This is a genomic window from Geobacter sp. (genome assembly GCF_027327745.1).
Classification (GTDB): domain Bacteria; phylum Desulfobacterota; class Desulfuromonadia; order Geobacterales; family Geobacteraceae; genus Geobacter.
Genome location: NZ_DAHVYG010000062.1, coordinates 11,991 through 24,987 on the forward strand (window position 1 = coordinate 11,991; position 12,997 = coordinate 24,987).

13 protein-coding genes are annotated in these 12,997 nt (G+C 60.4%); 12 read left to right on the forward strand and 1 reads right to left on the reverse strand.

Features of this window, described 5'->3' with window-relative positions; genetic code table 11:
* The first annotated feature begins 85 nt into the window (after nucleotides 1-85).
* From M6689_RS11895 to M6689_RS11920, 6 genes are all read left to right on the forward strand, one after another.
* Complete coding sequence (locus M6689_RS11895; RefSeq protein WP_298271954.1) at nucleotides 86-1,369, forward strand: 3-isopropylmalate dehydratase large subunit; 1,284 nt, start codon at nucleotides 86-88, stop codon at nucleotides 1,367-1,369.
* A 50-nt stretch (nucleotides 1,370-1,419) separates the two neighbouring features.
* Nucleotides 1,420-1,947 carry a 3-isopropylmalate dehydratase small subunit gene (locus tag M6689_RS11900; RefSeq protein ID WP_298271958.1) on the forward strand — a complete coding sequence of 176 codons (528 nt, stop codon included), beginning with the start codon at nucleotides 1,420-1,422 and terminating at the stop codon, nucleotides 1,945-1,947.
* A 165-nt stretch (nucleotides 1,948-2,112) separates the two neighbouring features.
* Nucleotides 2,113-3,639 carry a hypothetical protein gene (locus M6689_RS11905; RefSeq protein ID WP_298271961.1) on the forward strand — a complete coding sequence of 509 codons (1,527 nt, stop codon included), beginning with the start codon at nucleotides 2,113-2,115 and terminating at the stop codon, nucleotides 3,637-3,639.
* A complete protein-coding gene (locus tag M6689_RS11910) occupies nucleotides 3,639-4,412 on the forward strand; it encodes an ABC transporter permease (RefSeq protein ID WP_298271964.1) in 774 nt (257 codons plus the stop codon). The genes M6689_RS11905 and M6689_RS11910 overlap by 1 nt, the downstream gene beginning before the upstream one ends.
* A 59-nt stretch (nucleotides 4,413-4,471) precedes the next feature.
* Nucleotides 4,472-5,521, forward strand: coding sequence for an MlaD family protein (locus M6689_RS11915; RefSeq protein ID WP_298271966.1), 1,050 nt, complete (start codon nucleotides 4,472-4,474; stop codon nucleotides 5,519-5,521).
* 90 nt (nucleotides 5,522-5,611) lie between these two features.
* On the forward strand, nucleotides 5,612-6,490 hold the full coding sequence (locus M6689_RS11920) for a carotenoid biosynthesis protein (protein WP_298271968.1): 879 nt from the start codon (nucleotides 5,612-5,614) through the stop codon (nucleotides 6,488-6,490).
* Here M6689_RS11920 and M6689_RS11925 read toward each other — a convergent pair.
* The gene (locus tag M6689_RS11925) at nucleotides 6,487-7,254 is read right to left on the reverse strand and encodes a phosphorylase (protein ID WP_298271970.1); all 768 of its coding nucleotides are present in this window, start codon (nucleotides 7,252-7,254) and stop codon (nucleotides 6,487-6,489) included. The two genes, M6689_RS11920 and M6689_RS11925, sit on opposite strands and share 4 nt — an antisense overlap.
* 271 nt (nucleotides 7,255-7,525) lie before the next feature.
* Between M6689_RS11925 and kdsB the strand changes: the two genes are divergently transcribed.
* The 6 genes from kdsB to lptC all read left to right on the forward strand — a co-directional run bounded on the left by kdsB (nucleotide 7,526) and on the right by lptC (nucleotide 12,997).
* On the forward strand, nucleotides 7,526-8,284 hold the full coding sequence (gene kdsB, locus M6689_RS11930) for a 3-deoxy-manno-octulosonate cytidylyltransferase (RefSeq protein ID WP_298271973.1): 759 nt from the start codon (nucleotides 7,526-7,528) through the stop codon (nucleotides 8,282-8,284).
* A 4-nt stretch (nucleotides 8,285-8,288) separates the two neighbouring features.
* The gene (locus M6689_RS11935; protein WP_298271975.1) at nucleotides 8,289-9,899 is read left to right on the forward strand and encodes a CTP synthase; all 1,611 of its coding nucleotides are present in this window, start codon (nucleotides 8,289-8,291) and stop codon (nucleotides 9,897-9,899) included.
* Nucleotides 9,900-9,922: 23 nt separating this feature from the next.
* Nucleotides 9,923-10,741 carry a 3-deoxy-8-phosphooctulonate synthase gene (gene kdsA, locus M6689_RS11940; protein WP_298271978.1) on the forward strand — a complete coding sequence of 273 codons (819 nt, stop codon included), beginning with the start codon at nucleotides 9,923-9,925 and terminating at the stop codon, nucleotides 10,739-10,741.
* Between the two features lie 22 nt (nucleotides 10,742-10,763).
* A complete protein-coding gene (locus M6689_RS11945) occupies nucleotides 10,764-11,729 on the forward strand; it encodes a KpsF/GutQ family sugar-phosphate isomerase (protein ID WP_298271980.1) in 966 nt (321 codons plus the stop codon).
* Nucleotides 11,729-12,244: a phenylphosphate carboxylase subunit delta gene (locus M6689_RS11950; protein WP_298271982.1), complete on the forward strand. Its 516-nt coding sequence runs from the start codon at nucleotides 11,729-11,731 to the stop codon at nucleotides 12,242-12,244. Before M6689_RS11945 ends, M6689_RS11950 begins: the two co-directional genes overlap by 1 nt.
* 177 nt (nucleotides 12,245-12,421) lie before the next feature.
* Nucleotides 12,422-12,997, forward strand: coding sequence for an LPS export ABC transporter periplasmic protein LptC (gene lptC, locus M6689_RS11955; protein ID WP_298271986.1), 576 nt, complete (start codon nucleotides 12,422-12,424; stop codon nucleotides 12,995-12,997).

Below are 12,997 nucleotides of genomic sequence, written 5' to 3' on the forward strand. Positions count from 1 at the left end.
CGAACAAATATTACATTGATTTGTCGCGTTCCTTTGTCTACAGTAATATAAATATTTCACCATCTACTTGAGAGGTACACGCTTCATGGGGAAGACCACAGCGGAAAAGATTTTTTCGAGCCATTTGGTCGACGAGCCGTTTGCGGGAACGAAAGTTTTGCGGCTTGACGTAGTCATGTGCCACGAGATTACCACTCCCATCGCCATTGCCGATCTCATGGCACGGGGGAAAGACCGGGTATTCGATACGACTAAAATCAAGGCGGTGATCGATCACGTTACCCCGAGCAAGGACTCGAAGACGGCCACCCAGGCGAAGATGCTTCGGGATTGGGCCCGTCGCCACGATATCAAGGATTTCTTCGATGTGGGCGCAAACGGCGTCTGCCATGCCCTGTTCCCGGAGAAAGGTTTCATCCGGCCCGGTTATACGGTGATCATGGGTGATTCCCACACCTGTACGCACGGCGCTTTTGGCGCCTTCGCCGCTGGGGTCGGGACCACTGACCTCGAAGTGGGAATTCTCAAGGGGGTGTGCGCATTTCGCGAGCCGAAGACGATTCGGGTCAACCTGAACGGAACGCTTCCCAAGGGTGTTTACGCGAAGGATGCAATCCTCTTCGTGATCGGCCAGATCGGGGTTAACGGCGCTACCGATCGGGTGCTGGAGTTCCGCGGGCCGGTGATCGACGCCATGACCATGGAGTCACGGATGACTCTCAGCAATATGGCGATCGAGGCTGGGGGGACCTCCGGCATCTGCATGCCCGACATGGTGACGGTCGAATATCTCTGGCCGTTCATTCAGGACGAGTATGCTTCCAAGGAGGCCGCCCTTGCCGCGTTCAGTCAGTGGCGGTCCGACGATGATGCGCAGTACGAGCGGGTGCTCGATTTCGATCTGTCTAATCTTGAGCCGATCGTCACGTTCGGTTACAAGCCGGACCAGGTGAAGCCGGTTGCGGAGATTGCCGGAACGCCGGTCGATCAGGTATATCTCGGTTCCTGTACCAACGGGCGCCTTGAGGACCTGCGGGTTGCGGCACGGATTCTCAAAGGGAAAAAGATTGCTCCGACGGTTCGAGGCATTCTTTCACCGGCCACGCCGAAGATCTATAGGGATGCCATGGACGAAGGAATCATCGACATTTTCATGGAGGCCGGTTTCTGTGTGACGAATCCCACCTGCGGTGCCTGTCTTGGCATGAGCAACGGCGTACTGGCGGAGGGAGAGGTCTGCGCATCGACCACCAACCGCAACTTCATGGGACGCATGGGCAAAGGGGGGATGGTTCACCTCATGTCTCCGGCCACCAGTGCAGCGACCGCCATCGAGGGGAAGATCGCCGACCCCCGGAAATACCTCTGAACTCCCGTCAGTCGGGTGAGCACTATACCATCTTATCAAGGAGTTGAATAATGAAAGCATTCGGCGGATCCGTCCTCTTTCTCGACCGCTCCGATATCAATACCGACGAGATCATTCCTGCCAAGTACCTTACCGAGATTACCAAGGAAGATCTCAAGCCTTACATCCTCGAAGACCTCAAGCTCCCCGGCTTCGACCCCAAGGGTGAGAAGACGAAATCTGCCCGGGTGATAGTCTCCCGTGCAAACTTCGGGTGCGGGTCCTCCCGGGAACATGCGCCGTGGGTCTTCGAAGTGAACGGCATTACCGCCGTCATCGCCGAGTCCTTCGCCCGGATATTCCGGCAGAACATGTTCAACTGCGGCATGGCAGCCATCGAACTGCCGAAGGAGAAGATTGATGCGCTGTTCGCCTATGCAGGTGCGCCAGACGTCACGATCTCCCTTGACTTGGCATCGCAGAGCCTGGCCGTGTGCGGCGCGGGGAAGGAGGAGACCTTTTCCTTTGACATCTCTCCCTTTGACAAGGCACTGGTTCTTGCCGGAGGGTGGGTCGACTACGCCGACCAGAAGTATTGAGTTCTCCGGCGCCACGCCCCCGTCGATCATGATCCGCGAAAGGCCTGCATTCCAAGCAGGCCTTTCGTCTTTGGGGAGAAGCTGGCCGTGTTTTTGGTTGACTCTCACAGTTTCCTGTGATTATTAATTCAGAATCTCACAGGTATTGAATTCGGACCTTTTCCCATGCGCCTTCGCATTCCCCTTATCATGCTCGTACTGGCTCTTGCAGGGACCCCGGCGGGAGGAGCCGACAAGGGGGAGAGCGAAGCGCGGGGGACGATATTTACCCTCTGGCCCCTCGTCGATTACCGCGAGAGCCCCCGGGAGGGGTTCAGAAACCTTTCGCTTCTTGGGCCCCTGATCAAGGTACAGGCGCGGGGGGACGAGACGGTAACGGCGGTGCGTCCACTGTTCTATCGCGATGCCCGTGAAAAGCCCGAGAGCGCGGCGACCGACTATCTCTACCCCCTCGCCTCCTCAGAGAGTTCGCCCGACGTCTCGACCTTCCAGGTGCTGAAGCTCTACCAGAAGAACGTCTTTCGCCGTACCGACCCCGCGCAGGCCGAGAAGGGGACCATGCTCTTTCCCTTCTATATTACCGGGGAGTCGAAGAAGTACGGGCCTTACACGTCGGTATTCCCCTTCTACGGCGATATCTACGAGCGGTTCTGGCGGGACGAATACCACTACGTTCTCTTTCCGCTCTACGGTCGGACGGTCAAGGGGGGGACAACAACGCGCAACTACCTCTATCCTGTGTTTTCCACCGTGGAGGGGAAGGGGGAGAGCGGTTTTGCGGTCTGGCCGCTCTACGGCCAGTCGTCCAAGGAAGGGGTATACCGGAAACGGTTTGCGTTATGGCCGATCTATGACGAGGCGGAGACGGGGCTCGATACGGATAATCCCACCCGCCGGTTCCAGATTCTTCCCTTGTTTGTGGCAACCGATTCGCCCAAACGGACGAGCCGGCATTACCTGTGGCCGTTTTTCGGCTGGGTGGACGACCGCGAGAGGAAGGTTACGGAGACCTACTACCTCTGGCCCTTCGTGATGACCGCCCGTGGCGAGGGGCGCACGGTGGACCGCTATCTTCCGTTCTACGACGAGGAGCGGGGGAAGGAGACGCTCAAACGCTGGTACCTCTGGCCCCTCTTTCGCCACGACGAGATAGCGGGCGCCACCTTCGGGCAGGAACGGGACCGGGTGCTTTATTTCCTCTTTTCGGATAGCCGGGAGTGGTGGCCGACTGACGGTGCCGAGCGCCGGCGGACGGCCCTCTGGCCACTTTTTGTCTACAACCGCGACGTGCGGGGCGTGAAAAGCTTCTCGTTTCCGGCCCCCCTTGAGCCGATCCTGGATCGGGAGGGGTTTGAGCGGAGCTGGTCGCCTCTCTGGAGGATCTACGTCCAGAAATGGAACGACGCGGGGGATTCGGCGGCTTCTTTCCTCTGGAATCTTTACTGGCATGAGCGCCGGGGGGAGGATTTCGCCTGCGAGTTCTTTCCCGTCGTCTCGTACCGCTCCGAAAAGGCCGCAACCGATCTTGCCTTTCTGAAGGGGCTGGTCCGTTTCGAGGAGCATGACGGAGTCAAGACCCTCAGTTTTTTCTGGCTTCCCTTCGGGATCAGTTGGGGGGAGAGTGAGAAGGCGAAGCCGGTGGGAGAGAACGAGAGCGGCCTTAACATGAACAAAGCGAGGTTGGAACCGTAATGGGCGCCTTAGAGCGGGTCGGGAAAAGGGTTCTCGCGTTCAACGAGATCGTCGGGGAGATGCTGATGCTTCTCGGTCAGACGGTTTGGTTCTTTCGAGAGGCCCCGCGCAACCTCCAGAGCATCTTTACCCAGATGGCGATCATTGGGTACGAGACGCTGCCGATCGCTTCGGTGATGGCGTTTTTCGTTGGGATGGTCCTGGCACTCCAGACGGGGGTCGAACTCCAGAAGTACGGGACCCAGAACATCATCGGCGGTATCGTCGGCCTGTCGATGGTGCGGGAGCTGGGGCCGGTCATGACCAGTTTTCTCGTGGCTGGGCGCGCCGGCTCCGCCATGGCAGCGGAGATCGGGGTAATGAAGGTATACGAGGAAATCGACGCCCTGAAGACCCTCGACATCAACCCTGTTCGCTACCTCGCCATGCCCCGGCTCATCGCCTGCCTGATCTGCGTTCCGGCGCTCGTCATCTATGCGAACTTCGTCGGGGTACTGGGCGGCGCGTTCATGAGCCATCTCCATCCGAAGATTTTCATCTCCTACTCTACGTACTACGACAGCCTCAAGACGGCCCTCAAGTTCAAGGAAGTGGGTGCCGGGCTGATCAAGGCGACGACCTTCGGGGGGATCATCGCCCTCGTCGCCTGCTACACCGGTTTCAAGACCAGCGGCGGCGCCCGGGGGATCGCTCAGTCCACGACACGGGCCGTGGTCATGTCGTTTATGCTGATCCTGGTTGCCGACTACTTTCTCACCAGATTGCTCATGTGACGGACGGCGGTCGGGATTGTTCCGCGGCCGCGTGCTGTATTGACGGGAGGCAGTGAGCCATGGCGCTTACAACGGAAAAAAAGGTCGGGATATTCTTCATGGCGGGACTCACGCTCCTGGCGGTGATGCTGGAGCTTGGCGAGCGGTGGAATCCCTTCGAAAGGAACCTCCACTATAAGACTTATCTTTCGAGTACGACCGGTCTCAAACTCGGGGACCCGGTCCGGCTTGCGGGCGTGGAGGTCGGCAAGATTACGAAGATTGCCATCAGCGACAGCCGCGTCCGGGTCGATTTTGAGGTGAAGCCGGGGACCACCATCAAAACCGACTCGGTCGCGACCATTCGGCTCACGAACCTTCTCGGTGGCCAGTTCCTCGGGCTGTCGTTCGGCTCGCCGACGGCGCCGGTTCTTCCGCCGGGGAGCGAGGTGAAAGGCCGCGACATAGCCAATATCGACGTGATCGTGGACAACGTGAGCGATCTGACCAAGGACGCCAAGAGCTTCATCAACGATCTCAACGCCAACCAGCGGGAAGTGCTCACGAAGATCTCCGCCATGCTGGACGAGAACCGCGCGAATCTGCGCGGGGCGGTCTCAAACCTGAACAGCATTACCACCAAGATGGACCGGGGCGAGGGATCGCTTGCCATGCTCCTGAACGACAAGGCCCTCTACCGCAACACGAACGAACTGGCGGCGAGCCTCAAGACAGTGAGCACCAAGATCGAGCGGGGGGAGGGGACCCTCGGCAAACTCGTCAACGACGATGCCCTGTACCGCGACGCGAAGGGAGCCGTGGCGAACCTGAACGACGGTTCCAAGGACATCAAGGAGATCGCGGCGAAGATCAACCGGGGCGAGGGGAGCGTCGGCAAACTGGTGAACGACGAGGCGCTCTACAACGAGCTGCGGGACGCCTCGAAGAACATCGGCGCCGTTGCCAAGAAGATCAACGAGGGGCAGGGGACCCTCGGCAAACTGGTGAACGAGGATACCCTCTACCGCGATACCACCGCCGCCATGAAGAAGGTGGAAAAGGCGGCCGATGGGCTCGGTGACAGCGGGCCGATTTCGGTTCTCGGGAGCGTGATCGGCACCCTGTTCTAACGGCCGAGGGGAACGGAATTTTACGTCGTTTGAGTAATGGGCGCGGAGGCCGCGATGGGGTCTCCGCGCCTTTGTGCGTCAGGAGGAGTCATGGGGGATATGCTTGGAATTGCGGTTGGGACCGTCACGATGCGGCCATACGTCTTCGCTTTTTTCGCCGCCTACCTGGTGGCGGCGGTGCCGCACCTCGGCTGGCGAAAGGTCGCTCTGTTCACGGTCGCGGGGTACCTGACCTCGTTCGTTTCGGAGTTCAGCTCCATCAATACCGGCATCCCGTACGGCTGGTATTACTACATCGATACCACCAGCGCCCGCGAGCTCTGGATCGCGGGGGTGCCGTTCTTCGATTCGCTCTCCTACGTCTTTCTTGCCTACTGCAGTTATGCCACGGCCCTTTTCGTGGTTTCGCCGGTAAAGGCGTGGCGGTGGAACCTGGTGACCCTGGAGACACGCGCCATCAGGCGCTCGTTTTCGGTCCTTTTCCTCGGCTCTCTCTTTCAGGTCTTCCTCGACATCGTTGTCGATCCGGTGGCGCTCCAGGGGCGGCGCTGGTTCCTGGGGCAGATTTACGGCTATCGCGAAGCCGGGACCCACTTCGGCGTTCCCCTCTCGAATTACCTCGGGTGGTGGCTTGTGAGCTTCGTTATGATCTTCGTCCTCCAGGTGATAGACCGGAGGGTGGGCGCGGGGAGAAAGAAACCGGCCGGGGTCTCCGATCTCCCGTTTCGTCCTCTCTACGGACCGGTTCTGTATCTTTCGGTCATTGCCTTCAATCTCGGAGTGACCGTATGGATCGGCGAGCGCCTCATGGCTCTCACGGGGCTCTTCATCTTCGTGCTTCCGCTGGCCATTGCCGCCGTGACCATCATCCGGAGAACAAACCGGTATCACAAGGAGGAGCTTTCCGACCATCTGCGGGATTTTCCGTGGTCGGCCGCCGCGCCGGGAACGGTGGAGAGAAGCCGTTAGCCAGGGCGCCTCGCCAGGAGAGCTGACGCCGCAATCACGGCATCGGCCAGGGTGGCTCCGGCGGTGTGCGTGTTCCGTGCGAGGCGGATGAGCTGGGGGACGATCCACGGCTTCCGGAGGATGGTTGCGAGAACCTTCGTCCCCCGGATGTTCATGTCACGGTCGGTAAACTCGTCAAGGGTGAAGGAGAGCTCTTCCCGGGCATCATCGCTTACGGCGCGAAGCGCCACGAGCGGGATTGCGCGACGCTCCGCTATCTCGGCAACCGCCGCCGTTTCCATGTCGAGGACCGGCGTATCAAACTCCCGGGGGAGGAGTGGGGCGAGCGCTTTTTTGGCCAGGATTTCCCGGGAGGTGATGATCTGGCCGAACGCCACTCGGCGGAATGGCCCGCCGAGACCGTCGAGAATGTCACGTGCCAGGTCGCGGTCAATAGCGCCCCGCGGCACGAGATGACTGCCGGAGGCAAGCCAGCATCCGACGCCGACCACCAAGTCGCCGACTTCGAGCCCCGGAAGGACCGCGCCACCGAACCCGAACGAGACGATGGCCGCCGGCGCGGTTTCGGCGAGCGCATCGGCAGCCCGGGCGGCGCGGTTGGGTCCCATCCCCGATTCGACGAGGTTTATGCCGGCGCCGCCCAGTAAGAACCGGTACAGCGTGAAATGTTCTCTCCGACATTTTTCGACCGGTTTTACCCGCCGTAGCAGGGGGCGTACCTCGTCGGGCATTGCCGCAATGAGCCCAATGGTTTTCGACGACATGACCCACTCCTTCCCCGAATGCTTCCGGAACTCTACCAGAGGGGGGCGCCGCGGGGCAACGCATTTCACTCCTTGACACGTCACGGCCTTTGCGGTAGCGTAGAACGTCCCGCCTGCCAAAGGGACACGCTATCCAGCAACAATTCTCTTGCCTTCATTCGGACAATCACGACGGTATCAGTAAGTTGGAGTAATCACGGGAGTTGCATCATCCGATGCGCGTCGCTTCCGTATGCCGTAGTTGCGTTGTGTGCCGGCTTCGGGGCCATTTATGAAGATAACAGCCATCATTCCCGCCCGCTTCGCTTCGACCCGTTTCCCCGGCAAGGCCCTTGCCGATATCATGGGGAAGCCGATGGTGCAGCATGTGTACGAGCGGACTTCCCGTGCCGGCCTCGTGTCGGAGGTGATCGTCGCCACCGATGACAAGCGGGTTGCCGATGCGGTTCGCGCCTTCGGCGGGCGGGTCGAAATGACCGCAGCGGAGCACGAAACCGGTACCGATCGGCTGGCCGAGGTGGCGGCCCGCATCGATGCCGACCTCATCGTCAACGTGCAGGGTGACGAGCCGCTCATCGAGCCGGCGATGATCGACGAGGCAATCGCCCCGCTCGCCGCCGATGATCTCATCAGGATGGGGACCCTGAAGAGCCGGATCAGGACGCTCCACGATTTTCTGAGCCCCAACGTGGTCAAGGTGGTTACCGATACCAGGGGGTTTGCCCTTTATTTTTCGCGCTCCCCCCTCCCCAATTTCCGCGACAAATGGAATGACCTGAAAGACGAGGCGTTCGTAGCGGGGCGGCTGCTCTGTCACAAGCATGTGGGGCTCTATGTCTACCGCCGCGATTTTCTCCTGGAGTTCGCGCAGATGGCTCCCACGCCGCTGGAGCAGGCGGAAAAGCTCGAACAGCTCCGCGCCCTGGAGAACGGCCATCGGATCCGGGTAGTGGAGACCGAGCACGAGTCGATCGGCGTCGATACGCCGGCGGACCTGGAAAAAGTCATCGAAAAACTGAAAAAGGTGTAACGACATGAAAACCAAATTCATCTTTGTGACCGGCGGCGTTGTCTCCTCCATCGGCAAGGGACTCGCGTCGGCCTCACTTGGAGCGCTTCTCGAGGCCCGGGGACTGCGGGTCACCATGCAGAAGCTCGACCCGTACATAAACGTCGACCCGGGGACCATGTCCCCCTTCCAGCACGGCGAGGTCTTCGTCACCGACGATGGCGCCGAGACCGACCTGGATCTGGGGCACTACGAGCGGTACACGTCGGCCCGACTCTCGAAGCGGAGCAACTTCACCACCGGTCAGGTCTATTTCTCGGTCATCGAGAAGGAGCGCCGCGGCGATTATCTCGGCGGAACCGTTCAGGTCATTCCCCACATCACCGACGAGATCAAGCACAAGATCATGGAGAACGCCAAGGGTGCGGACGTGGCCATCGTCGAGGTGGGCGGTACCGTCGGCGACATCGAGTCCCTGCCGTTCCTGGAGGCGATCCGCCAGTTCAAGGCCGACCGGGGGGCGGCGAACGTCCTCTATCTTCACGTGACCCTCGTTCCTTACATCAAGACCGCTGGCGAGCTCAAGACCAAGCCGACGCAGCACTCGGTCAAGGAGCTGCGGGAGATCGGCATCCAGCCCGACATCCTCCTCTGCCGCTGCGAGAAAGACCTTCCCCACGACATGAAGGCCAAGATCGCCCTGTTCTGCAACGTGGAGGAAAAGGCGGTTATCACCTCCGCCGACGCCGAGCATATCTATGCGGTCCCCCTGGCGCTCCACAAGCAGGGGCTCGACGAGCAGGTGGTGGAAAAGCTCAATATCTGGACCAAGGCCCCTGATCTCGCCCCGTGGGAGAGCGTGGTGGAAAAGCTCCGCAATCCGCTCAAGGGAGAGGTCCACATTGCCATTGTCGGCAAGTACGTCAACCTCACCGAGTCCTACAAGTCCCTGGCCGAGGCCCTGACCCACGGCGGCATCGCCAACGACTGCCGGGTCTTCCTGAAGTACCTCGATTCGGAGAAGATAGAGAACGAGGGGCTGGACACCCTGTTGGACGATGTCGACGCGGTCCTCGTCCCCGGCGGGTTCGGCGAACGGGGGACCGAGGGGAAGATCAAGGCGATAGAGTTCGCCCGGACGCGGAAGATCCCCTTCTTCGGAATCTGCCTCGGGATGCAGATGGCTGCGGTGGAATACGCCCGCAATGTCTGCGGGCTTGAAGATGCCTTCTCCAGCGAGTTCCGTCCCGACTGCGCCAATCCCATCATTAACCTGATGGAAGAGCAAAAGGGAGTCGATCGCAAAGGGGGTACCATGAGGCTTGGCGCCTACCCCTGTACGCTGGCCAAAGGCTCTTTTGCCCAGAAGGCTTACGGTTCCCTGGAGATCTCGGAGCGCCACCGCCACCGCTACGAGTTCAACAATGCCTTCCGGGATCTCCTTGCCTCGAAGGGGCTTGTGATATCCGGGGTCTACAAGGAAGGGGACCTGGTGGAGATCGTCGAGGTGGCCGATCATCCCTGGTTCCTCGGCTGCCAGTTCCATCCCGAATTCAAGTCGAAACCGCTCAATCCGCATCCGCTCTTTCGGGCGTTTGTCGCCGCTGCGCTTGAGCACAGGAAGGTGAGGGGGTAAGGTCCCCCCACGATGGAGCTACCGTGGTAAGAGAAATTGCAATCGGAAATGTCAAGCTCGGCGGCAACCGGCCGCTGATGCTGATCGCCGGCCCCTGCGTCATCGAGAACGAAACCGCGACGCTGCGCTGCGCCGAACGGCTCATGACCCTGGTAAACGGCGTCGCCATCCCGCTCATCTTCAAGGCGTCCTATGACAAGGCGAACCGCACCTCCGTCACCTCCTTTCGCGGTCCCGGCATCAAGGAAGGGCTTCGCATCCTCAGGAAGGTGAAGGATTCCCTCGGGATTCCGGTGCTGTCGGACATTCACTCCATCGAACAGGTGCAACCGGCAGCCGAGGTCCTCGATGTCATGCAGATTCCCGCCTTCCTCTGCCGCCAGACCGACCTGCTGGTGGAAGCCGCCCGCAGCGGCTGCGTGGTGAACGTCAAGAAAGGGCAGTTCTTGGCCCCGTGGGACATGGAGAACGTGGTCGGGAAGCTCGTCTCCAGCGGCACCGAGAAGATCATCCTCACGGAGCGCGGGGCGTCGTTCGGCTACAACAACCTCGTCTCCGACATGCGGAGTCTGCCGATAATGCGCGGATTCGGCTTTCCCGTGGTCTTCGACGCCACCCACAGTGTCCAGCTCCCCGGCGGGCAGGGGGGCTCGTCGGGTGGTCAGCGCCAGTTCGTCGAGTATCTCTCCCGGGCCGCGGTGGCCACCGGCATCGACGGGATTTTCATGGAAGTGCACGAAGAGCCGGACAAGGCGCTCTGTGACGGCCCCAACTCGGTCAAGCTCGACGATCTGCCGGTGCTGCTCAAGAAGCTGAAGGCGATCGATGCCATCGTAAAATGAAAGCAAGGTCACGGGGTTCCCATTGATTCTCGAAGAAGCGCGCAAAGTTATCCGTATCGAAGCCGAGGCACTGCAGGCCCTGGCCGACTCCATCAACGGCGAATTCGAGCGGGCCGTCCGCCTGATACTCGCCACCAGGGGGCGGGTGGTGGTGACCGGCATGGGGAAGTCGGGGCTCATCGGCCAGAAGATAGCCTCCACCATGGCGTCGACCGGAACCCCGGCCTTTTTCCTTCACCCGGCCGAAGGAATACATGGCGACCTCGGGATGATCATGAAGGGGGATGTGGTGATCGCCATCTCCAACAGTGGCGAAACCGAGGAGGTCTGCCGGATCCTGTCGGTGATCAAGCGTCTCGGCGCGTCCCTCATCGCCATGTCGGGAAACCCGAACTCCAGCCTTGCCAAGGTGGGGGACATCTTTCTCGACATCTCGGTCAAGGAAGAAGCCTGCCCTCTGGGGCTCGCACCCACCGCATCCACGACCGCCACCCTTGCCATGGGTGACGCGCTGGCGGTGGCGCTTCTTATCGAGCGGGGGTTCAGTCCCGAAGACTTCGCCCTGTTCCATCCCGGCGGAGCGCTGGGGAAGAAGCTGCTCCTGACGGTGGCGGATGTCATGCACGCCGGCGATGCCGTTCCCGTGGTGGCTGAAGATGCTGCGATGCATGATGCCCTTTTCGTGATGACGTCGAAGGGGCTCGGGGTGGTGGGGGTGACCGACGCCAGCGGCGCTCTCCTCGGCGTAATCACCGATGGCGATCTTCGGCGGGCGCTGGGGCGGGGGGTGGATATCCTGCACCTGCCGGCCCGGGAGCTCATGACCCGCAATCCGAAGCGGATCGGCCGCGGCGAGTTGGCCGCCAAGGCGCTGCAGCGGATGGAGGAGCATGCCATCACCTCCCTCTTCGTGTTCAACGACGATAGCGACGGCCGTCCGGTCGGTGTCGTTCATCTGCACGACCTGCTGAAGGTGGGGATCGCCTGATGGAAGAGCGGCTCGCGAGAATCAGGCTCCTGCTCCTCGATGTCGACGGCGTGATGACCGATGGCCGCATCATTTTCGATTCCAATGGCGTGGAGAGCAAGTTCTTCAACGTCAAGGACGGTCACGGCATCAAGATGGTCCAGCGGGCGGGGATCCAGGTCGGGATCATCTCCGGCCGGGAGTCGATGGTGGTGACGAACCGGGCTGCCGAGCTCGGCATCTCCCTTGTCTACCAGAGGGCCCTCGATAAACTTTCTCCCTACCTCGACATCCTCGACAAGACCGGGCTCGATGACGTTCAGGTTGCCTTCGTGGGTGACGATGTCATCGATATCCCCGTCCTGCGCCGGGTCGGCTTTGCCGCTGCGCCTGCCGATGCCGTTCCCGATGTTTTCCCCCATGTTCACTTCACCACCCGAAACCGTGGCGGCTGGGGAGCCGTTCGCGAGATATGCGACCTGCTTCTCAGGGAGCAGGGGAAGTGGGATGAAGTGACGGTCCGCTACTTTCGCTGACCCTCATACGCCCGTTTTCAGTTACGTCTGCGGCTTGTCCCGCCAGGTTTTCTGCACTTCATTAAAGCCATTTTGCCCTGGCCGAAGTTACTCTACAATCTCCATGCCAATTCACGTGGTTCTTCCGATTATTCCCTTTACAGTGGGGGGGGGAGATGGTATACTGCCCCTGCGTTTATGATAAAGGCAAATAAAATCAGGCATGTACTTGCTGTCGCCATTGTTTTGGTTGCTTTGTATCTGGTGGTTTCTCTCGCCCTTAATGTGGGGAACGGCCGCAAGGGAGACAAGGTGTTGCCGGCCCTTCCCCGCAATATTGAACTCTCCCTCAAGAATATTCATTACACCGAAACGAAGGGCGGCGTTAAAAAGTGGGATCTTTACGCCGAGCAGGGAGAATACGATAAAGGCCGGGACGTGACCCGGCTGAAAGGGGTACGGTTTATTCTCCCCGGCGACGCCCGCAGCGGAGACATAACGCTGCGGGCCGACCAGGCCGATTATCTTAATGCCTCCAAAGATGTGGTCCTGACCGGCAATGTGGTTGCGACAAGCGTTTCCGGCATGCGGTTCAGCACGGGCCATGTTTCGTATCTGGCTGCACGTTCGTTGATTACCACCGATGATCGGGTCCGTTATTCCGACGACCGCTTCGATGTCGAAGGGGTTGGCATGGAGTTGTCGGTCAAATCCCGTGAGCTGCGGATCCTGCAAGATGTGCGGGCTGTTGTCCGGCCCGCTGCAAAGGGATGA

What these genes read in the sequence shown, in the direction of transcription:
- M6689_RS11895 (WP_298271954.1), top strand. Translation starts at nt 86, where the DNA reads ATGGGGAAGACCACAGCGGAAAAGATTTTTTCGAGCCATTTGGTCGAC.
- M6689_RS11900 (WP_298271958.1), top strand. Translation starts at nt 1,420, where the DNA reads ATGAAAGCATTCGGCGGATCCGTCCTCTTTCTCGACCGCTCCGATATC.
- M6689_RS11905 (WP_298271961.1), top strand. Translation starts at nt 2,113, where the DNA reads ATGCGCCTTCGCATTCCCCTTATCATGCTCGTACTGGCTCTTGCAGGG.
- M6689_RS11910 (WP_298271964.1), top strand. Translation starts at nt 3,639, where the DNA reads ATGGGCGCCTTAGAGCGGGTCGGGAAAAGGGTTCTCGCGTTCAACGAG.
- M6689_RS11915 (WP_298271966.1), top strand. Translation starts at nt 4,472, where the DNA reads ATGGCGCTTACAACGGAAAAAAAGGTCGGGATATTCTTCATGGCGGGA.
- M6689_RS11920 (WP_298271968.1), top strand. Translation starts at nt 5,612, where the DNA reads ATGGGGGATATGCTTGGAATTGCGGTTGGGACCGTCACGATGCGGCCA.
- M6689_RS11925 (WP_298271970.1), bottom strand. Translation starts at nt 7,254, where the DNA reads ATGTCGTCGAAAACCATTGGGCTCATTGCGGCAATGCCCGACGAGGTA.
- kdsB (WP_298271973.1), top strand. Translation starts at nt 7,526, where the DNA reads ATGAAGATAACAGCCATCATTCCCGCCCGCTTCGCTTCGACCCGTTTC.
- M6689_RS11935 (WP_298271975.1), top strand. Translation starts at nt 8,289, where the DNA reads ATGAAAACCAAATTCATCTTTGTGACCGGCGGCGTTGTCTCCTCCATC.
- M6689_RS11950 (WP_298271982.1), top strand. Translation starts at nt 11,729, where the DNA reads ATGGAAGAGCGGCTCGCGAGAATCAGGCTCCTGCTCCTCGATGTCGAC.
- lptC (WP_298271986.1), top strand. Translation starts at nt 12,422, where the DNA reads ATGATAAAGGCAAATAAAATCAGGCATGTACTTGCTGTCGCCATTGTT.